Source organism: Melioribacteraceae bacterium (assembly GCA_019638015.1).
GTDB lineage: Bacteria > Bacteroidota > Ignavibacteria > Ignavibacteriales > Melioribacteraceae > JAHBUP01.
In genome coordinates, this window is the sequence record JAHBUP010000001.1 from 1,024,316 (window position 1) to 1,048,222 (window position 23,907).

Genomic DNA, 23,907 nt, shown 5'->3' on the forward strand with positions numbered 1-23,907 from the left:
ACTACTATTTCTTTTCTTTATAAACAGCTTTTATTTCAACTCTTCTGTTTAGTTTTCTATTGCTCTCTGTATCATTCGATACTGCCGGCTTTGATTCACCAAAAGCTTCAGCACTAATAATATCGGCTCTCAAACCTTTTTCAACCAAGTATTTCTTAACGGCATCAACTCTTTTTTGAGAAAGTTTTTGATTATGAGTATCTGGACCTAATGAACATGCATGTCCGCCTAGGTTTAGTTTAGCTTCATTTAATTCGGTGATTGTTTTAACAGCGTCATCAAGCTGTTTTTTAGCTTTTGAAGTTAAGCGTGAGCTGTTGATACCAAATAATACATTTTCTAATGAATATTCTTTTTCAACGATTGCTGGTGGAACATCGTCACTTGGATCTAATGGATTTGTTCCTCTATTTACTTCAACGCCATCATTAACAGTACCGCCGTCAGTATCGGGATTCAAAGGATTGGTTTTATGTTTTAATACTTCTTCGCCATCTTTTAAACCATCATTGTCCGTATCAGCTTTTAATGGATCGGTTTTATAAGTTTCTACCTCTTCACCATCTTTTAAACCATCACCATCTGTATCTGGATTTAATGGACTGGTTTTGTATTTGTTTAATTCTAGATTATCCTTTAAGCCGTCATCATCAGTATCAGCTTTTAATGGATTAGTTTTATGATTTAATACTTCTTCACCATCTTTCAAAGTATCGCCATCTGTATCTGGATTACGAGGATCTGTTTGATATTGTTTTACTTCTGCTCCATCTTTTAAGCCATCACCATCTGTATCTGGATTATTTGGATCGGTACCTAATTCTAATTCTTCCTTCTTTATAAGTCCATCACCATCTTTATCTGAGTACATGCTTTCGCCAGTGAATGTAAGTCCCAAACCAAGATTTATATAACCATCATTTAGATCATCTATTTTATAGAAGTTCAAATTCTCGGTTAATGAATAATTTACGCCGGCACTAATGTCGAGTAAAACTTCGTCGCTTAATTTAACTTCAGTTCCAATTCCGAAAGGAATTAACGCGGTCCAACCTTTATCTTCAACAGCTAAAGGTGAAACTACTGAAGGTTTTGTGCTAACAGAATAATTCATAACGCCAATACCAGCATATACATAAGGATTCCAGCTCTCTAGTTCGAATGGGGTGTAAAGAATTCTCGCATCAATAGGGATTAGTGATGTACTGTATTCTCCGGCACCTTTAGTATTTGTAACGTAGTTAAAATCATCTCCATTTAGCTTGCCGAAGCCAAGACCTAGTTCTGCATTCCAGTCGCGTGATAATTCAAATCGAAGTAATCCTCTAACTAAAAACGATGAAAGTGCAAATCCATTATCATCTTCAAATTCAGTTGCTGGAACAACACCATTTAGTTGAACTCCCCCTTTCAAACCAAATTCTTTAAATTGAGCTTGTGTCGTCGAAATTAATAGTAGAGAAATTGTAAGTATTAAAAAAATGTGTTTCTTAAGCATTATACACTCCTTGTGTTTGTTCGAATAATTAGTCTTTATTTTTAGTTACTTAAATATAACGACTTGAAATTCTGGAAAGTTCAATCAATTTATTTTATGTGATAATAATCAAATTAATTGCTAAAGTACTGATTTGTTACGTAATGTTGGATTTCAATTGAAAAGTACCCCCGAGAGGATTCGAACCTCCGACCAAAAGTTTAGGAAACTTCTGCTCTGTCCATACTGAGCTACGGGGGCAGTTAATTAAAAATAGATTTTACAAATGCTCGACCAGAACTACTTTTAAAATATTTTTCTCTTTCAATGGCTTCAATACAAGTATTAAATTTTTCCGAATAAATTATTCTCCATGGTTTGTAAGCCTTAGTAAATTGTGATTTACCGGAATTATGTTCTGCCAGTCGTCTTTCCAGATTGTTTGTATGTCCCACATAAGTTTTATTGACTGAGACACTTTTTAATATATAAACATAATAACACATTTCTTCAGGAAACTTCTGCTCCCAGCCTTGTCGGCAGACAGGTGTCCATACTGAACTACGGGGCGGCTCTATTTTGCAAAGAACAACTTAATGGTTGTAAATATAATAAATAGAATTAATAATGGCAGGCGATATTCAATTAGTAACTCTGAAATGATGACGGTGATTAAAGAATCACCGTCGATACAAAAATTCGATCAAGCTAACTCAATTAATCAGTACTTAGTTTTGATTTACCAGCCAACTTTTTGCAGTAATTAGATCATCAAAAGCGCTAATTTTTCGACCGGTCAATTGAATTACAGTATTGAAAATGTATTTCTTTAGACCTGTAATTCCAACAATTGCGCTGGCTTTTACGTATGGAGCATTTGATTTAGCTAATTCTTTCATAGCTTCAACCAATTCTTTTGGAAATATTGAGTCGGACACATCGGTAACAACTAGCAAAGATTTTGGGGGATGTTTTGAAACTTCCAGTTTTGCGTTTTTGATAGATTCAAATAACTTTTTCGGTTCGCGGCAGTTTGCAAAATCGAGGTGAAGAATTTTCTTTCCAGAATACTGCGTAAATAATACTCTTTCCATGGAAACTCCTTTAGTTATAAGTTATTATCGAACTAAAATGAATAAAGTTTAATAGTTTAATTATGATAGCGGTTGTCATAAATCCGCTTAATTGGAATTTCAATGTCCTTTTTAATAACTTTGCGACCGTTTAAGACACTAAAAAAGGGAATATAACATGACTACAATAGTTGATGTATGGGGAAGGGAAGTCCTTGACTCTCGTGGAAATCCGACAGTTGAAGTAGAAGTTTTGCTAGAAAGTGGAGTTATTGGAAGAGCAGCAGTACCAAGCGGTGCTTCTACCGGTGAGCATGAAGCAGTTGAACTTAGAGATGGTGACAAAGCTAGATATTTAGGGAAAGGAGTACAAAAAGCTGTTGATAATGTAAACAATAAAATAGCTGATCAACTTATTGACTTTGATGCCACAGAACAAGTTGCAATCGATAACCTTTTAATTGAACTTGATGGAACCCCGAATAAAGCCGAATTAGGAGCAAATGCAATTTTAGGCGTTTCTCTTGCCTGCGCAAAAGCCGCAGCTGAATCATTCGGTCTTCCCCTTTATAAATATATTGGTGGTACTAATGCAAAGACTTTACCTGTACCAATGATGAATATTATTAATGGTGGAAGTCACGCAGATAATACAGTTGACTTTCAAGAATTTATGGTGATGCCGCATGGAGCTACAAGCTTTGCTGAAGCGTTAAGAATGGGAACAGAAACATTTCATGCATTAAAATCGGTATTGAAAAAGAAAGGGTTGAATACTTCAGTTGGTGATGAAGGAGGATTTGCTCCAAACCTAAGATCTAATGAAGAAACTCTTGAAACTATTCTAGAAGCTATTGAGAAAGCAGGTTACAAACCAGGTGAGCAAATTTCTTTAGCTCTGGATGTTGCCTCAAGTGAAATGTACAGAAGAGAGTCTGGTTTGTATGAATTCTTTAAATCTGATAAATCAACCAAAACTTCTGAACAAATGATTGAGATTTATTCCAATCTTGTAAATAAATATCCGATCATCTCAATTGAGGATGGTTTGGATGAAAATGATTGGGAAGGCTGGAAAAAATTGACCGAAGCAATAGGTTCAAAAATCCAATTAGTTGGTGATGATCTATTTGTAACTAATACTGAAAGATTAGCAACCGGTATTGAAAAAGGCATTGCAAATTCAATATTAATTAAAGTAAACCAGATTGGTACATTAACAGAAACTTTAGATGCTATCGAAATGGCAAAAAGAGCCGGATATACTTCCGTAATTTCTCATCGTTCCGGTGAAACCGAAGATACTACTATTGCTGATATTGCTGTTGCAACAAATGCAGGGCAAATTAAAACCGGAAGCGCAAGCAGAACTGACAGAATCGCAAAATATAATCAGCTTCTAAGAATTGAAGAAGAATTGGACACAACTGCTATTTTCCCCGGACTCGCTGCAATAAATTATTCAGCGGAATAATTAATTTATTATAAGCGCCTCTCTTCGAGGCGCTTTTTTTATATGAATACACCAATACCATTTCTTGGAGAAATTGCTTCACTTGTTACGGCTATGCTGTGGGCAATATCATCTATTGCATTTACTGAAGCATCAAAGCGAGCAGGTTCTTTATTCGTTAATGTTACACGTTTGATTTTCGCAATTATTTTTCTCGCCATTACAATTCCATTAGCCGGTATTAGTATTAGCATTTCACTTAACCAGTTTTTTTATTTAGCACTCAGTGGAGTTGTTGGACTGGTATTTGGTGACACCTATCTTTTCAAAGCATTTCAATTTATTGGCGCTAGATTAAGTATGCTTGTAATGTCACTTGTTCCTCCTATTTCTGCTTTCCTTGCTTTCATGTTCTTGGGCGAAAGTATTTCTTTTGTAGCACTTCTCGGGATTACCATAACAGTAAGTGGAATTGCTATGGTAATTCTACAAAGAAACGAAGTTCCTACCTCAAACTACAAGATTGACAAGATGGGAATATTTTACGCGTTTTTAGGGGCGGTGGGTCAAGCGGCAGGATTAATTCTCGCCAAAAGGGCTTTTGATGAGGGAGAGTTAAACGGTTTCTTTGTAGGTTTTGTAAGAATTACTACAGCATTTATAATTCTTTTTCCATTAGCGGTTATGAGTCGCCGTTATAAAAATCCAATAAAGGTATTTTTAGAAGATAAAAAAACAATGATATATACTACAATTGGGGCAATCTTTGGACCCTTTTTAGGAATTACATTTAGTATGATCGCGATTGAAAATACAAAAGTGGGAATTGCTTCTACAATAATGGCTTCGGTACCGGTTATTATGCTACCGATAGTATACTTTTACTATAAAGAAAAATTATCAATCTTCTCAATAGTTGGCGCTTTTGTAACTGTTATTGGTATCGCAATTTTATTTTTAAGGTAACTTTTATTTTGAAAATTTAGATATCAACCCGGAATGCTGGGGATAAATTTTAATTAAATCATCCCTTCTTCCTAACTCAAAATCTCTGTATTCAAATCCAGGTGCCACTGTACATCCCACCAAACTAAATTGCGACTTATCTTTAAGCTCGGCGGCAAACCAGGTATTTCTCTTAATTATAACTTGAGGTGATTCATCTTCTAGTACTTTTGAGCCGATATTTTTTTGATTATATACTCCATTCTCATCAATTGTGTGAAGTATGATAGGTGAACCCAAATAAAAATGCCATACTTCATCACTCAACAATCGATGGAATAGTGAAACTTGATCTTCACGCAATAAAAAATAAATTAAAGTGGAAAAAGTTCTGACACCCTGATAACGGTGAGGTAGTGATTCGGGATTGTAAAATTCTTCCGAACGGTATGTCTCACTATAATATCCACCTTCCGGGTGAGCAATTAAATTTAACTTTTTAATTATGGCTTCTGCTTTCATATTATTTCCCAAATAAAAATAAAAATGGTTTATGTACTCTTGCTGCCCAATCAACTTCTGTATGCTTACCAAGTTTATCAAAATAGCAATGAACATCTATTTCATTCGAATTTCTGAGTGAACTTAAAATGGAGCACATTTTTTTATTATCTTTTATCAACGCTTTTTCTTCACAGCCGCAATCTAAATATATTTTAATATTCTTTGGTATATCACTACTCTTTTTAATTTCATCAAATACTCTTCCATCATTAACCCAGAATGAATTAGACATACATGCCGCTTTTCCAATAAATTGAGGGTGGTTCCAAATTAATTGGAATGAAAACAATCCACCCATCGATGATCCCATAATAGCTGAATTATTACGATCTGGTTTAGTTCGATAGGTCTCGTCAATATAGATTTTTAACTCATTCAAAATAAATTTTGCGTAGAGTTTACCAGATTCGGTAAAATAATTGTACTCATCTAATCTATCTTTTGTATTAAAGATCCCAACAACCATCACTTCCTCAATTAATCCTGAACTAATGAGGTTTGTGAGTACTTCATCAATTTTCCAATCGTAACCAGAAAACGAAGTATGTGGACTAAATAGGTTTTGCCCGTCATTAATATATATAACAGGAAATCTTTTCACTGAATTATAATAGGAGGGGGGCAACCAAACAATTATATCTCTTTCATTTTTGAGGTTGAAGCTGTAAAATTCATGATGAAATAGAACAGTCCCAATTATTTCATCGCTATTAAGGAAATACTTTTTGTGCTTTTTATCACTGCTCATAAAATTACTGAATCTTTAAGTACAACTTAAAATAAGAATAATTATTTTAAGAATGTAAATAGCAGTTCTAGTTGTGTCCCAATGTCTTAAAATGAATTACAATCTTAAAATGATACGCCAGGTTAGTAATTATATAATGATAAGAAGCTCTAAACATGATTTACGATTGGCATAATGCTTGCCTTTCTCTTTGAAATAATATTATGAATGAATAATTATGGAACTGATAGATATTATCTATAATGTATTAATCTTCGGTGTAGGGTTGTTAATTATTGTAATCGCATCCTCCTACCTTCTTTCCCGAAAAAGTGATTTAAATCGAGGGGGTAATCAAGCCTCTAAAATTAAAAATGGAACATCAGATAAGCTGGTGAATGATAAAAATACAATTGCTGAAAATACCGCTGTAAAACATATTTATAACAGGCAATCAGCAAAAACAAATTCAACACATTACCCTAAAATATTTCCTTTAGATCAGTACAAGCCCAAACAGGTAAATGTTGTTCGCAAACAAACTTTTAATAAGGACTTTTCTCATTCTGAATTAAATACAGAAAATTTAAAAAGCGCCAAAAAGAGTACAGGAAACGGATTTCGCTACACTATTATAAACGATAACGCAAGTTTTTCTGATGACTCAAAAGTGATGCAGAGTTATTGAGAAAATCCTATTAATTGCAAGACCAATAGGTAAAATCTTAATTAAATAGACTTCTCTCATATTAGTACATGTACTAAATCCTCTGAAGTTCATTTCTCAAAAAAAAATTATCTTTAGTATTATTACTAATCCCACGAGCTTATCCACAATTATATTTGTCCTAAAAAAAATAGAATAATGTGTTTCCAATAGTATCGGAAAATCTTGCAGGAAAAAATAATTCTGCATTTGTATTAGGATACTTTCTCTCGTTTTTGAAAGTAACATTAAATTCAGACAGTAATAGTTCTTTTATTAATGATGATATATATGAAGAAATAAACCGCAAGAGAGTTCTAAAATTATCAAACGCACTGTATTTTAGAATTTTTAATGAAGAAATTCCTTCGGAGATCGAAGACTCAAACGGGCTGGCAAATTACTCTGAAAAACTTTTCAGTTTCATCTCTTCAAAGGTTCAAGGGGGGGATGGACTGCTCTTTGAGTTTTCTTTCTTTTGCGGCGCTTATTTATACATGAGCGTTTTAGAAGAAGAAATTCCTGTTAACAAGGTAAGATTAGGCTATATGATCGATACACTTGTGAAATGTTTAGGAATCAAATCTTCTGATATATCAATTGCAAATTCGTTTCTAGATTCAAGAAACGATTGCACTGAAACATTTAATAACTCTTTTAAAGATATCTACGAATCTTTAGCCGCATCAAATCCTTATCATAACGAAATTTCATCTATAATTTCTGAAACTAATCTTTTCTTTTATCCCAATTATACCACGGCATAAAAGATTCGGAGTTCTCAATTCTGCTTGTGAGGGCAACAGAAAGAGAACTCCTTAAAAGATTAAGCTTTCATTCTTTCCCCTTTTTCTTCCTTAATGAAAATCCATGCCGCAACTTTACCAATATCAATTGTCTCAAAGTTATTCCAATATCTTTTTGTTCTAACATGCATCGAACTTGTGTCATTATGGGCAATGGTTTCAGTATCCTTAATTATTAAATTTAACCTTGCTTTCCAGGTTGCCATGTTGGAATTTCTTAAATCTATCCATCCATCTTTTGCCCAAAGGTTTATGTTGAACTCACTCAATTCTAACTCGTTTTCCCCTCTAAATGGAGGAATTTTAATATCATTCCCGCGCAATAAAGTTTTACCATCCGAAAGAAGGATTGGAATTCCAATCGATAGGATTTCATTCCTTAACTTATCATTCTTTGAGATTTCTATAGAAATTTTTTCGGAAAGTTCTTCATCGCTTTTTTGAACTATATTTTTAATTGAACCGAAAGATAATTTCAGCAAATTAATTTCATGTAAAAGTTTTGAGAGACGGGGAGGCCCCAATAGTTCAAATGCAACACTATCAACATTATGAATGCTTTCAAGCTCGGCAAGTTTATCAACAGCCGCATGCTGCATAAAGCCGGCGCGATAAGTTGGCTCCAGCGTTGCATTATCTAATGCGTTGATAATATCATGCCCGGTATTACCACCTAATATTTCGTAGATTGCATCAACAGCAATTTCTTCCGGAGTCACATATTCCATTTGTCCTTGCGCTGTTATCGCCTCAAATTCACCTCTCGAAAATGTACCATTCTCGCCGGTATCAATGAATACCGATTTTAAAGTATCGCCCGAAGATTTAAATGGTTTATCAAGCTTTAGTTTTAATTTTGATTCTAATTTAATTGCATCGTCCATTGAGATATTTAATAATTGAATTGGTTTTCCCCCTTTTTTAATTTCACCAAACTCAATTCTTTTCCAGGCAATAGCAGCTGTAGGTTTAATTTCTTTTGTTATTGGAGCATCGGGAGTTCTACCCATTAAAAAGAGTAGAAGTGTATGAGCACCGGCAACGGAAGATTTACTCAACAAAACTCTTGATGGTTTTTCTTCACTATGAGTATAGGGAATATTTAATCCCATTCCACCGGTACCACTCGTGCCAATTTTTACATAAGTGTTGGTTCCAATTTCATTCATGGAATTATAGAGAATTTGTACATGCCGAATTAATTGGGGGATATATTCGGTGCATAATAGTTTTTCTGTCTCTTCAATAATTTCCTCTTTCGATGCATCCCTTTCTATAGTTTTTTTAATTCGATGGTATGTTGTATACACATCCTGGTAAGCAATACCTGTAGCTGTATTTACGCAGTCAATAATTATATCCGGCTTATAATCATGAAGTAAGTTATAGATCGCCGAATTGTGCAGTATTTCATCCGAAAGTTCCTCCATCGTATCCCGCATAATTATCTGTCTGCTAGCCTTATCGTTAAGCAGTTGAATTCTATCCATATCCTTAAATTCATTACGAATAAAGATATTCCCCCACCAAGGTTTAAAATAATCTTCGGGTAGATTAGTAAATTCTAATTTTAATCTTTCCACTGCATCTAAAGCTTCTTCTTTTCTTAATGATGTGACCACAATCGATTTTGGCATTTCCGGGATTAGCTTTCTAATTACTGCATAACCCACTAAACCCCAGCCGCCTAAAACCAGTACCGTTTTGTTCTTAATATCCATTACTTCCTCAAACCTATTATTAAATAATATTTGTGAGAAAATTAGATTATAGGGATATACTCCGCAAGAAAAATAGATTTTAAATGACGATTCTTAATTTTCTATTACGGTAAACCTTTTATAAATTTGCATTCATTAAATAAACAAATGTGGCAATTATGAGAATCTGCGAAATATTAACTGTTGACAAGATTATTCCTTCAGTGCAGGGGAAAACTAAAGAAGAAATTTTGAATGAACTCATCGATTTATTGAAGGATGATGAGAGAGTTATTGATTTAGAAGAAACACGAGCAGCTGTTCATGAGCGGGAACGTATAATGTCCACAGGAGTTGGTAAAGGTTTTGCTATACCACATGCAAAAACAAACAATGTAACCGATATAATTGCTGTATTTGGTAAAATAGACCACCCAGCCAACTTCGATGCATTAGATGGCAAACCGGTCAATCTTGTATTCCTGCTAATTGGTAAAGAAAATTTAGTTGGCGCGCATATTAAATTATTGAGTAGAATTACACGCATGATGAATCAAGATGAGTTTAGAGAGAATCTTGCAAAAGCCGTAACTGCCGAAGAAATTTTTAAACTTTTTGATGATGAAGAAAAACAGAACTTCGAAGGCCAGTAATTATGATAAAATCTGTTACAGGCACTAATGACATTTTACCCTCCGATATTCAAAAGTGGCATTTTTTAGAAGATCAGATTAGAGATGTATTTTCCCATCACAATTACAAAGAAATTCGTACTCCTATTTTTGAATCTACTAATTTATTTTCTCGTGGGATCGGTGAAGGTACCGATATCGTAAGTAAAGAGATGTATACTTTTAACGATAGAAGCGGGGAGAGCTTAACCCTTCGGCCTGAGATGACAGCCTCTGTAGTGCGCGCGTTTATTGAACATTCACTCGAAAAGAAAATGAGTGTTAATAAACTCTATTATGTTGGAGCAATGTTTAGGCAAGAACGTCCTCAAGCGGGAAGATTTAGACAATTTCATCAATTTGGCGCTGAGGCACTCGGAAGTCACGACCCATCTCTCGATGCTGAAATGATTATTATGGCATACGATATTTTTAGTAAGCTTGGATTAAAAAATTTAGTTGTCAAAATAAATTCACTTGGAATCCCCGAATGCCGGGAAGAATATAGAAAAGAACTAAAAAATTTTATTGCTCCACATTTTAATGAGCTTTCTGCCGAAAGTAAAAAAAGATTCGACACAAATATTTTAAGAGTCTTAGATAGTAAAGATGAGAGAGATCAATCAATAGTTACAGACGCTCCGGTACTTCTCGATTTCTTGGATGAGGAAAGCAAAAATCATTTTAATTATGTGCAGAAGGTTTTAGCTAACTCAAATATACCATTTGAAATAGATCCTAAATTGGTTCGAGGACTCGATTATTACACGCACACTACTTTTGAAGTTATAAGCGGAAGCGTTGGCTCTCAAAGCGCGTTGTGCGGCGGGGGAAGATATAATGGATTAATCAAAGAGTTGGGCGGACCAGAATTACCGGGTGTTGGATTTGCTTCAGGTATGGAAAGAGTTCTGCTTGCCTGTGAAAATGAAAACTCTCTCGATATCACAAATAAAAATTTGGATGTGTATTTAATTCTAATTGAAAAAGAATTGAAGGAATTCGCGTTCAATAAATTAATTGAGCTTAGAAGAATAGGTATTTCGGCTGAGCTGGACTATCAATCCAGAAGTATCAAAGCTCAAATGAGAGAGGCAAATAAATTAAATGCCAGCTACACCCTATTTATTGGTGGTGAAGAATTTAGCAGAAATGAACTTGTTCTAAAAAATATGCTTACTGGTGAGCAGGTAATTTTCAATACTGAAGATTTTGATCAAATTATAAAGAAGATTAAGGAGAATTAAATGCCTCTCCGAAAACCGGAAGGAATTCCTAAAATACCAAAGACACGCAAAAAGAAACCTGAAAATGCGCTCACTGCAATTCCCACGAAAAAACCAGATAAAATTGAGTATCTCTGTAAAGCTTTCTATAAATATGATATACCTTCAAAAAAACAGTATTGTGCTTTTGCCATAGAAACAGCCGTCGAATTTACAAGTTTCGCCTATGAAATCTCAGTTGACGTAATAAAAGAAAGAAATGTAATTAATCTTATAATAATGGGATTAACCGCAAGAACCAATATTGTACCCGAAATACAACCCGCCAGAAATGAAGTTCTGTTTGAGGATTTGATTGGTGATTTCACAGTAAATGTAGTAAAACAGGATGGCGCTGTTAATACGGGCGAATTCTATTTTAATATCTATAAAAAAGAAATTGTTTTGAAGGAACAGTATAAACCAAAGAAAAAAAATAACCGACTCTTCTGCGTATTTAGTGTAGCAGTAGATGAATTTTCCTTTCCCGGATAACTTTTACATTCCTTATCCCAGAAAAAATATGATTAAAATAGCAGGCAGAAAACCAGTCCTTGAAGCCCTCAATTCCGATAGCGAAATTGATGTAATATATATGTCCTATGGACAGCAGGGTGATGTTATTAGTAAGATTTTTTCGGCGGCAAAAAGAAGGGGTGTTAAAATATCGCAAGTCTCGCATCAAAAATTTCAACAGCTTGAAGGGGATCTCAACTCGCAAGGTGTAATTGCCATAAAACCGTCACATAAGTTTTGGGAGTTTGAAGATATAATTGCGGCCTCAAAAAAAAATACACTTCCATTAATACTTTTGCTCGACTCAATTCAGGATACTCACAATCTTGGCGCTATATTTAGAACAGCAGAATGCGCCGGAGTTGACGGGGTTATAATCACTACTCAAAATAGCGCGCCTGTAAATGATACAGTTGAAAAAATTTCCGCCGGAGCACTTTCTCATTTAAAAATATGTAAAGTGAATAATATTGTTAGAGCTATCGAGCAGCTGAAAAAAGAAGGATACTGGATCGTGGGTACTCACCTAACAGGTAATAAAGATTATTCAGAGCTTGATTATAAAATGCCTGTTGCTCTGGTTATGGGAAATGAGGAGAAAGGAATTAGAAAATTAGTATCTGAAAGTTGCGATTTCCTAATTAAGATTCCAATGAAAGGTAAAATAGATTCGTTGAATGTTTCTGTCTCAACAGGTGTTCTACTTTTTGAAATTAACCGTTCCCGAAATTTGTAATTGTGATTATGGAAAAAAGAAAAATAAAATGGGGAATAATAAGTACCGGAAGAATTGCTAAAAAATTCGCCGAAGCTCTAAAATTTGTCCAAAATTCTGAATTGTATGCGGTTGCTTCACGTAATCAAGAATCTGCCCAAATATTCGCTAATGAATTTGAAGTTCCGAAAGCCTATTCTAGTTATCATGAATTGATGAAAGATCCTCATATTGATGTAGTATATATTGGTACCCCTCACAATCTCCATTTCCAAAACACAATTGACGCAATTGAGCATGGCAAACATGTGCTATGCGAAAAACCTTTTGCCATTAATTATAATGAAGTTTCAATAATGATTAATAAGGCGAGGGAAAAAAATCTGTTTTTAATGGAAGCACTCTGGTCCCGTTTTCTTCCAAATATTATTAAGACCAAAGAATTAATTGAGAATGGAGTTATTGGTAAAGTAAAATTATTGAATGCCTCGTTTTGTATTCTCTCTAAAAATGGAAATGAGCATCGCCATTATAATAAACAACTTGGTGGAGGTACTTTACTAGATATCGGAATTTACAATGTATTTCTATCTTTATTTTTGCTAGGAAGACCTAATAGTATTAATTCTGTTGCAGGTATTGGCGAAACCGGCGTTGACACTAATTTGAATATTACATTTAAGTATGATGATGATCTGATTTCAGTTATGTATTCATCATTCCGAGCCGCCGCTCCAATTGTTGCCGAAATTCATGGTGAGAAGGGAAAAATAATTTTGGAGCATGTCTATTTTTGTCCGGGTAACGTGAAAGTAGTTTTACATAATGGGGAAGAGACAGTTCATGATTTTAATTTTATTGGTAACGGTTATAATTACGAAGCCCAAGAAGTTGTTAATTGTATTTTAAACGGTGAAACAGAAAGTAAATTAATGAGCTTTGATGATAGTATTAATTTGATCAAGATAATGGATGAAATTAGAAATCAGATTGGGGTTTATTACCCCGAACATGATAAGTGATGGTGTTTATAAATTATACTTTGATCAACCATTTTTGGGATTCATAATAAATGAAAAAAATAAAAACAGTTGCCAAAAGACTGCTGCTCGACCATGGCAAATATTTAAAAGTAGAAAATCATGAAGTTGAATTTCCAAATGGAATGGTAGTAAAAGATTGGTCCTGGATAATCTCCCCCGATTTTATAAGCGTTACGGCTATTACATGTGAAGGAAAATTTCTTTTGCTGAAACAACAAAAATATGCTTTTGAGGGTTTTAGTATCGCTCCCGTTGGAGGATATATTGAGCCGGAGGAAGATCCCTTCGTGGCGGCAAAGAGAGAATTATTTGAGGAAACTGGTTATGAGGCAAGTGAGTGGATTTCCTTCGGTTCTTTCTATGCCGATTCTAATAAAGGGTGTGGAAAAGGGCATTTGTTTCTGGCAAAGAATGCGGTAAAAACCGGTGAACCGACAGAAATTGATTTGGAAGAACCGGACATAATTTTTCTTGATATTGAAAAAGTAAAAAATGCTTTAAAAAATGGAGATGTTAAAGTTTTGCCCTGGGCAGCCTGCTTACTTTTTGCCATCAATAACTATATTGATCAATAATGATTATGGAGCAACAAATAAGGTAATTTACCCTCTTCAATCTCTGTATAAATTCACCCAAATTATTTTTATCACAAAAGGAACAAATAATCTCATATTTCCGTTACTATTATTAATCTTGACTATTTTTTCCAGATTAGATAAGTTTGAACTTAAAATTTTGAAAAAGGGCTAAAATGAGTGAAATAAATGAAAAAACTGCTGATGAGCTTTCTGAGGATATGAAAGTTTTAGATGAGCAGATTAGCTCCGAATATAAATGGGGCTTTATTACAGATATTGAATCGGAGACTGCCGCCAAAGGATTAAACGAGGATGTAGTTAGAATGATTTCCTCTAAAAAGGGGGAACCCGAATGGATGACAGAATGGCGTTTGAAAGCATTTCGATATTGGCAGAAAATGGAAGAACCTAAATGGCCTAATGTTAATTATCCACAGATTGATTTTCAGGATATTAGTTACTATTCGGCTCCTAAGCAAAAACCACAATTAAACTCGCTCGATGAAGTAGATCCGGAATTATTAAAAACATTTGAAAAGTTAGGCATTCCTCTCGAGGAGCAGAAATTACTCTCAGGAGTTGCCGTGGATGCTGTGTTTGATTCGGTTTCGGTAGCAACGACTTTTAGAGCTGCATTAATGGAAAAAGGAGTAATTTTTTGCTCCATATCCGAAGCAATAAAAGAACATCCCGAATTAGTAAAGCAATATCTCGGTTCTGTTGTTCCTTATACCGATAATTATTATTCGGCATTAAACTGCGCTGTATTTAGTGATGGCTCATTCGTTTACATTCCAAAAGGGGTTCGCTGCCCAATGGAACTATCAACTTATTTTAGAATTAATTCACAAGAGACCGGGCAATTTGAGAGAACTTTAATTATAGCTGATGAGGGTTCATACGTAAGTTATCTCGAAGGATGCACAGCTCCAATCAGAGATACAAACCAGTTGCACGCCGCTGTAGTGGAATTGATTACATTAGATAATGCTGAAATAAAATATTCAACAGTACAAAACTGGTATCCCGGTGATAAAGATGGCAAAGGGGGAATTTATAATTTTGTAACTAAGCGGGGCGCGTGCAGAGGAAAGAATTCCAAGATTTCATGGACTCAAGTTGAAACCGGCTCCGCTATTACCTGGAAATATCCGAGCTGCATTCTTCAAGGTGATAATTCTGTTGGAGAATTTTATTCTGTTGCAGTAACTAATAATATGCAGCAGGCAGATACCGGCACAAAAATGATCCACATAGGAAAAAATACAAGAAGCACAATTGTTTCAAAAGGAATCTCAGCAGGATTCAGCCAAAACTCATACCGTGGTTTAGTAAAGGTTGGTAAAAATGCTACAGGCGCCAGAAATTATACTCAGTGCGATTCAATGTTAATGGGAGATAAATGTGGCGCGCACACTTTCCCTTATATAGAAGTGGAAAATGATTCCGCCAAAGTTGAGCACGAAGCAACAACTTCTAAAGTTGGCGAAGATCAAATTTTCTACCTAAACCAAAGAGGCATTTCCACCGAGGATGCCGTTAACATGATTGTTAATGGATTTTGTAAAGAGGTATTTAATGAACTCCCGATGGAGTTTGCAGTCGAAGCCCAAAAACTTCTCGCTATTTCTCTCGAAGGAAGCGTTGGCTAGAAAGTAAAGAGTGTAGAGTATTGAGTAATGAAATAATTTTTAATAATTGAGAATGGACAGCCGAAAGCTGACAGATAAAATAAAGGAGTAAAAATGTTATCGATTAAAAATTTAACTGCTAATGTTGATGATAAAGAAATATTGAAAGGAATAAATCTCGAATTGAAACCGGGGGAAATTCATGCAATAATGGGTCCAAATGGTTCGGGCAAAAGTACATTAGCAAATGTTTTAACTGGAAATCAAAGTTATGAAGTTACCGGCGGACAAGTATTGTTTGAAGGCAAAGATTTATTAGATATGGATCCCGAAACAAGAGCGCGCGAAGGAATGTTTTTGGCATTTCAATATCCGATTGAAATTCCGGGAGTGAGCAACGCGACATTTCTAAAAACAGCGATAAATGAAATAAGAAAATATCATGGTAAAGATGAATTGACACCAAAGGAATTTTTAGACTTGATTAAGGAAAAAGCAAAGTTATTGGGAATGGATGACTCGATGATTTCCCGCTATGTAAATGTTGGATTTTCTGGTGGCGAGAAGAAGAGAAATGAAATTTTACAAATGCTGATGCTTCAGCCAAAATTTGTGTTGCTGGATGAAACCGACTCCGGCTTAGATATTGACGCCCTTAAAATTGTATCGAATGGTGTAAATATTTATAAAAATCCAAATACTGCATTTTTGGTAATCACTCACTATCAAAGATTGCTCAATTATATCGTTCCCGATTTTGTCCACGTTTTATCAAAGGGAAGAATAATCAAATCGGGTGGCAAAGAATTAGCACTCGAACTAGAAGAAAAAGGTTATGACTGGATTAAAGAAGAAATTGAAGAAACAGAAAAAGTGTGATCGGAGAAAATAATGAGTGAAAATAAAAATCCAAAAGAATTTTACATCTCGGCTTTTACTGCGTTTGAGGAAAAGCTTAATGGGCAGTCGAAAACATTTTTGCATGATATACGCAAAGAGGCTTTAAATAAATTAGCCTCAATTAATTTTCCTACTACCCGCGATGAAGAATGGAAATACACAAATGTTTCTCCAATTACAAAACAAAATTATGTTCATGCTATAAATCTTGATTTCCCAACTATTACCAATGGTGAAGTAAATCAATTATTATTTAATGAGTTTGATTTCCATCTGCTTGTTTTTGTAAATGGACTGTATTCTGAAGAGTTGAGTTCAATTGGAGAAATTCCTAAAGGAATTGTGATCGGGAGTCTAAATAAAATTTCCAAACAGAATCCTGAACTAATAAATAAGTATTACAATAAATTCAGCAAAATTGATAACGCTTTTAATGCTCTTAATACGGTTTACGCAACTGATGGATTGGTATTAGTTGTTCCAGACGGGAAAGTGCTGGAAAAACCTATTCAGGTTCTATATCTAAATCAAAGCGATGATTCTAATCTTCTCTCAGTACCGCGTAATTTAATTGCTGTAGGTAAAAATTCTCAAGCTTCTGTAATCTTTAATATCAGAGGTAAAATTGATCATAAATATTTGTCGAATACTGTAACTGAAGTTTTTGTTGATGAATCTGGAATAGTTGACTTATATAAAATTCAGAATGAGAGCGATTCATCCTTTCATATTGAAAAGGTGCAAGCACAACAGCAGAAGAATAGTGTATTCAATCATTATAATATTAATCTTGGCGGAGCAATTGTTCGCAATGATATTAATTCTGTATTGGATGATGAAAATATTGAAACGCACTATTACGGCCTATATTTAGCTAATGATAAGCAGCATGTTGATAATCATACTTTTGTTGATCACGCAAAACCAAATTGTATGAGCAATGAATTGTACAAGGGAATATTGGATGATAATTCCAGAGGCGTGTTTAACGGTAAAATTATAGTAAGAAAAGATGCACAAAAGACGAACGCATACCAGCAGAACAAAACCATTCTTTTGTCAAAGAACGCAACGATAGATACAAAACCTCAACTTGAAATTTTTGCAGATGATGTGAAATGTTCTCATGGCGCAACAGTTGGGCATTTGGATGAAGTGAGTGAATTTTATATTCGTTCGCGTGGCGTGCCGCAAGAGCTGGCAAAGTCAATGTTGATTCGCGCTTTTGCAAATGATGTTGTAGAAAAAATTAAAATTGAACCTCTACGTGAACAGATTAATCACATGATTTTTGAACATCTACACCGTAGTGAGATTACTAATTCTGAGGAGTCTGTTAACTAAATATATAATTGGCGGATATACCGCATATTAAGAATGCTTCGTGATCTAGGCATTCAGGATGGTTGAAAATTGATAACAGCTATTAAGGAAGTGAAGAAAAAATTTGATGTTCATGAGATCAGAAGTGATTTTCCAATTCTCAAAAGATTGGTTAATGGAAAACCGTTAGTTTATCTCGACAATGCGGCCACTACTCAAAAGCCACAAGCTGTAATTGACGCACTTACAAATTACTACACATTTGATAATGCCAATATTCACCGCGGACTTTATTTTTTAAGTGAGCTTGCTACTGAGCAGTATGAAAACGCGCGATTGAAAGCCAAAGAATTTATTAACGCGCTTAGCGCTTCCGAAATTATTTTTGTTAGAGGAACTACAGAAGCTATAAATTTGGTTGCAGCTACATTGTGCCGCGCTAAAATATTTAAAGAGGGGGATGAGGTAATTGTAAGCAATATGGAACATCATGCTAATATTGTTCCATGGCAGTTAATGGCTGACAGAAAAAAAATAAAATTAAGTGTTATCCCAATCAGTGATGCCGGTGAACTTGATATTGAAACCTTTGAAAAAATGCTTAATCCAAAAACAAAACTTGTAAGTGTTGTTCACATTTCAAATGCGCTTGGCACAGTTAATCCGGTAAAAAAAATAATTGAAATTGCTCATTCTAAAAATATTCCGGTAATGATTGATGGCGCGCAGGCGGCTCCTCATCTTAAAATTGATGTTCAGGAATTGGATGCCGATTTTTATGCATTCTCCGGTCATAAAGTTTTTGGACCAACCGGTATAGGTGTTCTTTATGGCAAAACTAGATATTTAGAAATGATGCCTCCTTACCAAGGGGGTGGCGATATGATTCGTACAGTTACATTTGAGGAATCCACTTTTGATGATATCCCTCATAAATTTGAAGCGGGAACACCCAATATTGCCGGTGGTATTGCGCTGGGAGCGGCTATAGATTATTTAAGTCAATTTGACCGTGAAGAATTAACTAATTATGAACAGATTATTTTAAATTACGCAACAAATCGATTGTTAGAAATTGATGGGCTCAAAATTATTGGAACCGCGAAGGAAAAAGCTTCGGTGGTTTCATTTGTAATTGATGGAATTCACCCATATGATATTGGTACTATAATAGATACAGATGGAATTGCTATTAGAACGGGGCATCACTGCACTCAGCCATTAATGAAGCGGTTTAATGTCTCGGCAACTGCCCGTGCTTCTTTTTCATTCTATAATACTATGGAAGAAATTGATAAACTGGTTTTGGGTATTCAGAAAGTAAAAAAAATGTTCTCATGATCTTTCTATTAAAAAGTAGGTTGAGTGTAAATCGAAGTTGGAGAAATTATGATTGACAAGGGAAAATTAGAGCAGGATATAATCGCGAAATTAAAAACTTGCTACGATCCAGAAATCCCGGTTGATATTTATGAGCTTGGATTGATTTATGAAATTAGAATTGATGACGACGCAAATACTTATGTTAAAATGACTCTCACTTCGCCGAACTGTCCCGTAGCCGGTAGTTTACCCGCAGAGGTAAAAGAAAAAGTTAAAAGTGTTAAGGGTGTAAATGATGTTTACCTCGATCTTGTATTTGAGCCTTCGTGGACTATGCAGATGATGAGCGAGGAAGCTAAACTTGAATTGGGTTTTTTATAAGTCCATACTTGCGAAAATCTGACTTAATCAAACGTAAAATTGTGTTGAGATTTACTGCTGTAATTAAAATTAAATAACAGAAAGGATACAACGATGTTCTCTATAAATCATAAAGCTCCAATTTACGATCCCGTTGCGGTTCAACCTATGAGGGATGAACTCACTTTTGTAGGATTTCAAGAAACTATTACTCCTCAGCAAATAGATGAATCACTCGGACAAAAAAATGATGAGACAGTCTTAGTGGTTATTAACTCAGTCTGCGGTTGTTCAGCGGGAAGCGCGCGGCCGGGGGTAACAGACGCACTTCAAAATGATATAATTCCTAACCGTTTAATCACTGTTTTTGCCGGTCAGGATAGAGAAGCAGTTGATCATCTTCGTGAAAATTATTTAAAGAATATTCCTCCTTCATCACCATTTATAGCTTTATTTAAAAATGGTGAACCTATTCACATACTCCCACGCCACAGAATTGAGGGAAGATATGCCGAAGAGATTGCTGATGAACTCAAAAAAGTGTTTAATGAAAATTGTACTAATCAAGGTCCTTCGATTTCCACTGAAAAGTATAAAGAACTGATTCACGCTAAAGCATGCGGAAGTAAAATCCCTTTAAATAATTAAACCCGGCATTCAATCATAATCAAATGAAATTTAGCACAACCGAAGAATATGGATTACGATGTTTGATACGTGTGGGAAAATTTTACCACGTTGGTAAATCCCTTACTATTCCGGAAATAAGTCGAGCTGAGGGAATTAGCGAACATAACGCCGGGAAAATTTTACGCGCGTTACGACTGGGCGGATTTTTAGTTGCCGAAAGAGGTAATGCAGGGGGTTATACCCTTTCCAAACCTCCGGTTGAAATTAAAATTAAGAATGTCCTTTTTTCACTCGGCGGTAAATTGTATGATGATGATTTCTGCAAAACTCATACAGGCGCGGTTGATTTGTGCACAAACTCTATTGATTGCTCGGTGCGTTCATTGTGGCGGATTATTCAGGATGCGATTGAAGGGGTGCTGGCAAATATGACTTTGCAAGATTTGCTTGGCACTGAGAATAATCTATTTGAGTTATTTGGTAATTCGGGCGTTACAGTAATTGATAATTGAGAATTTATAATTGATAATTTCTCTGAGCGCTCTGCGTCCTCTGCGGTTAAAAGTTTTAAAGATTTAACACAGAGAACACAGAGTTCCACGCAAAGGGCGCAAAGTGAGGTCACTCGAGAATATAATTAGATATGCGTGTATTACTTACAATTGATTAAAATCATGATACTATATAAAAGTATTGCTTATTGACTGCATCAAAGTTTATCTTTAGGCGTTAATTTTATTAATTGAATTGGAAAACCGAATGAAAAAAGGGCAAAAAATTGTTTTAACATTCCTGCTTTTGGCATTAACCGTACTAACTTATGGATGCTGTAATTGCGGTAAAAATATTGCTGAAGGAAGCGCTGTAGCCGGTAAAATTATTATTATTGGCAATGAGCCATTCACAAAACTAGCCATTCAGACTGATGATGAAAAAGTTTATGTTTTAGAATGCAGTGAAGAGTTAAAAAAAGAACTCTGGAACAAGCAGGGTGATTTTTACCTTATCAATTTTTCTGATTTAAAAGTTGTGGAAGAAAGAGATGTACTAGTTGTTGAAAAAGTAATGCCCATCAAAAAGTAGAATAGAGAATCAATCATGAAAAAAATAAAAATTGTATTTACCTTATTAACAATATTTGCCTATACACTATCAGCGCAAAATAAATCAATATCAATTCCAATGGCATTAGAGCCTAAGTTGAATGAAGACAGTTATGTAATTGACGCGCATGATCTTTTACAAAAATTTAATGAAGTAAATGGAATTGACATTAAAAAACTATCTGAAATTCCTATGCTAAAAAAGCAAACCGCATGGAATTTTAATGTTGGATCTACAAAAAGCTGGTGGGCTTCCAAATTTACCGACAACACTTTTTATCAAGTTCCTTCAACTTGCAGAGCAGTAGGAACAAATTGTTATATTTTTGTGGCTGATGATATGTGGGGAAATAGAGTTACAGCCGAAGGTGTTGAGGCAGTCAGAAAAGCTTTTGATCAGAGCACCCCGGCAAATCCAAATAAGGGTGTTTACCAGAATAATGTTGAAGCTTTTGGAAATCCACCGGATATAGATAATGATCCAAGAATCATAATTTTAATTTTAGATATCCTTGATGGCTATTCAGGTTCAGGAGGATATGTCGCTGGATATTTTCATTCTTTAAATCAAATAAACCATACCAATAGTAATAAATCTGAAATTTATTATATGGACGCGAATCCATTACCACTCAATAATAGTGATGGACTTGCAACAGCAATATCAATTACAGCTCACGAGTTTCAACACATGATTCATTATAATTATGATGCTGATGAAGAATCTTTTGTGAATGAGAGTATGTCGATGGTAGCGGAAGTTGTAAATGGTTATCCTTTAAGAAGTCAAATTGGTTCAAGCGGCTATAACTTCGAAACTAACTATTCTTTATTTAATTGGCGGGGTAATGATGATCCCAAAGTATTGATTGATTATTCACGAGCGGCAAGGTACTCACTCTATTTATATGAACAATTTGGACCTCAAATTTTAAAGGGAATCGTTCAATCTTCATTCAATGGAATAAATGGTATTAATGCCGGAATAAATTCTGTCTCACCGCCAACTTCAAGAAATTTTATTTCAATACTTGAGGACTGGTTTATAGCCAACTACTTAAATGATAGAAATGTAGACAGCCGTTACGGTTACACCAATCCAAGGGCGTTAAAAGTTAGTTCTACCATTCACGAAAATGGAAATGTAAATACAACCGCTAATGGTGTTTATAAATATGCCGCCCAGTATATAACTTATAATAAAGGGGAAGACTTAAAATTTACATTTAATAATCAGGGCAATACATTTATACAGGCAAAGGCAATAAAAATTGGAGCATCCCAAAAAGCTGTTGAAAATGTTTCATCAGGTGTTACCTATTCTGTCCCCGATTTTGGTTCAACATTTACAGAAGTTACTTTTGTTATTTATGTGATTGATCAAAATGTATTTCCATCAACTACAAATTGGAGTTTTACATATAGCTCAACAGCAAAAGGAGCCGCAGTTCCCACCGGACCTGTAGAAATTGCATATGATAAATCGGAACCGGTTGGTGTTTATGTTCTTTCTGTCGGAGATACTGTCGCGGTTGCTTTTGAGGGAAAAGCCGGAATGAAGCTAGACTCCATTAAAGTTGCATTGCGGAACACAGCTCAAATGCAGGGTGGAATATGGAGACTGAGAAACTCTGCTCCTGTTGTTACCGGTCAAAGATTAGCTGGTCCTTTCACGGTAGCAGGAATTACTACACCAGTTTACAATTCAGCAACACAAAGCTATCCTATCCCATATAACAATTGGGTCAAGGTTGATTTGAGATCAGCAAATATTGACGCAAGTACAGCATTTTCAGCGGCATTTGTAATAAATGGTGTATATGAAAATTCCGCATCACCATTTAATCGTGTTATGCACAGTGAGTTAACCGGTTCAACACCAATGAACAGCTGGACTTACTTGAATAATCCAAGCAGCGAAACTAGTCCTCCCGGCTGGTATTATATTGTAAATTCAGAACGAGGGACAGTATCATTATATTTAATTAGAGCCTACGTAAGTTCGACAGTCTCAGGTGTAAAAGAAGAGTATGAATTACTACCGGGCACTTATGCATTAGCTCAAAATTATCCAAATCCTTTTAATCCCGAAACTGCGATCAGTTATACACTAGCCGCGCCGCAATTTGTAAGCGTTAAAATTTATGACGCGCTCGGCAAAGAAATTAGAACTCTTGTTAATCAGGAGAGAGAAGCCGGAAGTTATAAAACCAATTGGAACGGTACTGACGATAATGGCAATTTAGTTTCGAGCGGAATCTATTTCTATAAAATTAATGCCGGTAACTTCACGCAGACAAAAAAAATGGTACTGGCAAAATAGTGTAGAGTAGAGAGTGATGAGTATTGAGCTTGGCCGCCTTCGGCGGCTGAAGAGTATTGAGTGTATTGATGCCGG

25 protein-coding genes and 1 tRNA gene are annotated in these 23,907 nt (G+C 35.1%); 19 read left to right on the forward strand and 7 right to left on the reverse strand.

Features of this window, described 5'->3' with window-relative positions:
* Positions 1 to 4 precede the first annotated feature (4 nt).
* The 4 genes from KF816_04005 to KF816_04020 form a co-directional block, all read right to left on the reverse strand.
* A complete protein-coding gene (locus tag KF816_04005) occupies positions 5 to 1,498 on the reverse strand; it encodes an OmpA family protein (protein MBX3007175.1) in 1,494 nt (497 codons plus the stop codon).
* A gap of 165 nt (positions 1,499 to 1,663) precedes the next feature.
* Positions 1,664 to 1,738 (reverse strand) — tRNA-Arg (locus KF816_04010).
* Positions 1,739 to 1,740: 2 nt separating this feature from the next.
* Positions 1,741 to 1,983 (reverse strand): GIY-YIG nuclease family protein, encoded by a 243-nt coding sequence (locus KF816_04015; GenBank protein ID MBX3007176.1) that lies wholly within the window; start codon positions 1,981 to 1,983, stop codon positions 1,741 to 1,743.
* A gap of 222 nt (positions 1,984 to 2,205) precedes the next feature.
* On the reverse strand, positions 2,206 to 2,571 hold the full coding sequence (locus tag KF816_04020; GenBank protein MBX3007177.1) for a hypothetical protein: 366 nt from the start codon (positions 2,569 to 2,571) through the stop codon (positions 2,206 to 2,208).
* 157 nt (positions 2,572 to 2,728) lie between these two features.
* On the opposite strand from KF816_04020, the gene eno reads away from it, so the two are divergent.
* Both eno and KF816_04030 read left to right on the forward strand, forming a co-directional pair.
* A complete protein-coding gene (gene eno, locus KF816_04025; GenBank protein MBX3007178.1) occupies positions 2,729 to 4,024 on the forward strand; it encodes a phosphopyruvate hydratase in 1,296 nt (431 codons plus the stop codon).
* Between the two features lie 42 nt (positions 4,025 to 4,066).
* Complete coding sequence (locus KF816_04030) at positions 4,067 to 4,969, forward strand: DMT family transporter (protein ID MBX3007179.1); 903 nt, start codon at positions 4,067 to 4,069, stop codon at positions 4,967 to 4,969.
* A gap of 3 nt (positions 4,970 to 4,972) precedes the next feature.
* Here KF816_04030 and KF816_04035 read toward each other — a convergent pair whose 3' ends face one another.
* On the reverse strand, positions 4,973 to 5,470 hold the full coding sequence (locus tag KF816_04035) for a cupin domain-containing protein (GenBank protein MBX3007180.1): 498 nt from the start codon (positions 5,468 to 5,470) through the stop codon (positions 4,973 to 4,975).
* A 1-nt stretch (position 5,471) separates the two neighbouring features.
* The gene (locus KF816_04040) at positions 5,472 to 6,260 is read right to left on the reverse strand and encodes an alpha/beta hydrolase (protein MBX3007181.1); all 789 of its coding nucleotides are present in this window, start codon (positions 6,258 to 6,260) and stop codon (positions 5,472 to 5,474) included.
* A 217-nt stretch (positions 6,261 to 6,477) separates the two neighbouring features.
* Here KF816_04040 and KF816_04045 point away from each other — a divergent pair, with 217 nt between their 5' ends.
* Together KF816_04045 and KF816_04050 are read left to right on the forward strand one after the other, a co-directional pair.
* Positions 6,478 to 6,927, forward strand: coding sequence for a hypothetical protein (locus KF816_04045; protein MBX3007182.1), 450 nt, complete (start codon positions 6,478 to 6,480; stop codon positions 6,925 to 6,927).
* Positions 6,928 to 7,106: 179 nt separating this feature from the next.
* The gene (locus KF816_04050; GenBank protein MBX3007183.1) at positions 7,107 to 7,712 is read left to right on the forward strand and encodes a hypothetical protein; all 606 of its coding nucleotides are present in this window, start codon (positions 7,107 to 7,109) and stop codon (positions 7,710 to 7,712) included.
* Between the two features lie 59 nt (positions 7,713 to 7,771).
* On the opposite strand, the gene KF816_04055 is transcribed toward KF816_04050, so the two are convergent.
* The gene (locus tag KF816_04055) at positions 7,772 to 9,472 is read right to left on the reverse strand and encodes a short-chain dehydrogenase (protein ID MBX3007184.1); all 1,701 of its coding nucleotides are present in this window, start codon (positions 9,470 to 9,472) and stop codon (positions 7,772 to 7,774) included.
* Between the two features lie 158 nt (positions 9,473 to 9,630).
* Here KF816_04055 and KF816_04060 point away from each other — a divergent pair, with 158 nt between their 5' ends.
* The 15 genes from KF816_04060 to KF816_04130 all read left to right on the forward strand — a co-directional run bounded on the left by KF816_04060 (position 9,631) and on the right by KF816_04130 (position 23,832).
* Positions 9,631 to 10,104 carry a PTS sugar transporter subunit IIA gene (locus tag KF816_04060; GenBank protein MBX3007185.1) on the forward strand — a complete coding sequence of 158 codons (474 nt, stop codon included), beginning with the start codon at positions 9,631 to 9,633 and terminating at the stop codon, positions 10,102 to 10,104.
* Positions 10,105 to 10,106: 2 nt separating this feature from the next.
* Entirely contained in the window at positions 10,107 to 11,369 is a 1,263-nt protein-coding gene (gene hisS, locus KF816_04065) for a histidine--tRNA ligase (GenBank protein MBX3007186.1), read from the forward strand.
* A complete protein-coding gene (locus KF816_04070; GenBank protein ID MBX3007187.1) occupies positions 11,370 to 11,882 on the forward strand; it encodes a hypothetical protein in 513 nt (170 codons plus the stop codon).
* Between the two features lie 28 nt (positions 11,883 to 11,910).
* Positions 11,911 to 12,639 carry a 23S rRNA (guanosine(2251)-2'-O)-methyltransferase RlmB gene (rlmB, locus tag KF816_04075; GenBank protein MBX3007188.1) on the forward strand — a complete coding sequence of 243 codons (729 nt, stop codon included), beginning with the start codon at positions 11,911 to 11,913 and terminating at the stop codon, positions 12,637 to 12,639.
* Between the two features lie 8 nt (positions 12,640 to 12,647).
* Positions 12,648 to 13,640, forward strand: a complete 993-nt coding sequence (locus KF816_04080) for a Gfo/Idh/MocA family oxidoreductase (GenBank protein MBX3007189.1) — start codon at positions 12,648 to 12,650, stop codon at positions 13,638 to 13,640.
* 50 nt (positions 13,641 to 13,690) lie between these two features.
* The gene (locus tag KF816_04085) at positions 13,691 to 14,236 is read left to right on the forward strand and encodes an NUDIX hydrolase (protein MBX3007190.1); all 546 of its coding nucleotides are present in this window, start codon (positions 13,691 to 13,693) and stop codon (positions 14,234 to 14,236) included.
* A 176-nt stretch (positions 14,237 to 14,412) separates the two neighbouring features.
* Complete coding sequence (gene sufB, locus KF816_04090; GenBank protein ID MBX3007191.1) at positions 14,413 to 15,891, forward strand: Fe-S cluster assembly protein SufB; 1,479 nt, start codon at positions 14,413 to 14,415, stop codon at positions 15,889 to 15,891.
* A 93-nt stretch (positions 15,892 to 15,984) separates the two neighbouring features.
* The gene (gene sufC, locus KF816_04095; GenBank protein MBX3007192.1) at positions 15,985 to 16,749 is read left to right on the forward strand and encodes a Fe-S cluster assembly ATPase SufC; all 765 of its coding nucleotides are present in this window, start codon (positions 15,985 to 15,987) and stop codon (positions 16,747 to 16,749) included.
* A 12-nt stretch (positions 16,750 to 16,761) separates the two neighbouring features.
* Positions 16,762 to 18,114 (forward strand): Fe-S cluster assembly protein SufD, encoded by a 1,353-nt coding sequence (sufD, locus tag KF816_04100; protein MBX3007193.1) that lies wholly within the window; start codon positions 16,762 to 16,764, stop codon positions 18,112 to 18,114.
* 90 nt (positions 18,115 to 18,204) lie between these two features.
* Positions 18,205 to 19,434 carry a cysteine desulfurase gene (locus KF816_04105; protein ID MBX3007194.1) on the forward strand — a complete coding sequence of 410 codons (1,230 nt, stop codon included), beginning with the start codon at positions 18,205 to 18,207 and terminating at the stop codon, positions 19,432 to 19,434.
* A gap of 48 nt (positions 19,435 to 19,482) precedes the next feature.
* A complete protein-coding gene (locus tag KF816_04110) occupies positions 19,483 to 19,797 on the forward strand; it encodes an SUF system Fe-S cluster assembly protein (protein MBX3007195.1) in 315 nt (104 codons plus the stop codon).
* A gap of 93 nt (positions 19,798 to 19,890) precedes the next feature.
* Entirely contained in the window at positions 19,891 to 20,424 is a 534-nt protein-coding gene (locus KF816_04115; protein ID MBX3007196.1) for a BrxA/BrxB family bacilliredoxin, read from the forward strand.
* Positions 20,425 to 20,447: 23 nt separating this feature from the next.
* Complete coding sequence (locus KF816_04120) at positions 20,448 to 20,918, forward strand: Rrf2 family transcriptional regulator (protein MBX3007197.1); 471 nt, start codon at positions 20,448 to 20,450, stop codon at positions 20,916 to 20,918.
* Positions 20,919 to 21,165: 247 nt separating this feature from the next.
* Positions 21,166 to 21,489 carry a hypothetical protein gene (locus KF816_04125; GenBank protein ID MBX3007198.1) on the forward strand — a complete coding sequence of 108 codons (324 nt, stop codon included), beginning with the start codon at positions 21,166 to 21,168 and terminating at the stop codon, positions 21,487 to 21,489.
* 15 nt (positions 21,490 to 21,504) lie between these two features.
* Positions 21,505 to 23,832 (forward strand): T9SS type A sorting domain-containing protein, encoded by a 2,328-nt coding sequence (locus tag KF816_04130; GenBank protein MBX3007199.1) that lies wholly within the window; start codon positions 21,505 to 21,507, stop codon positions 23,830 to 23,832.
* Positions 23,833 to 23,907: the final 75 nt, after the last annotated feature.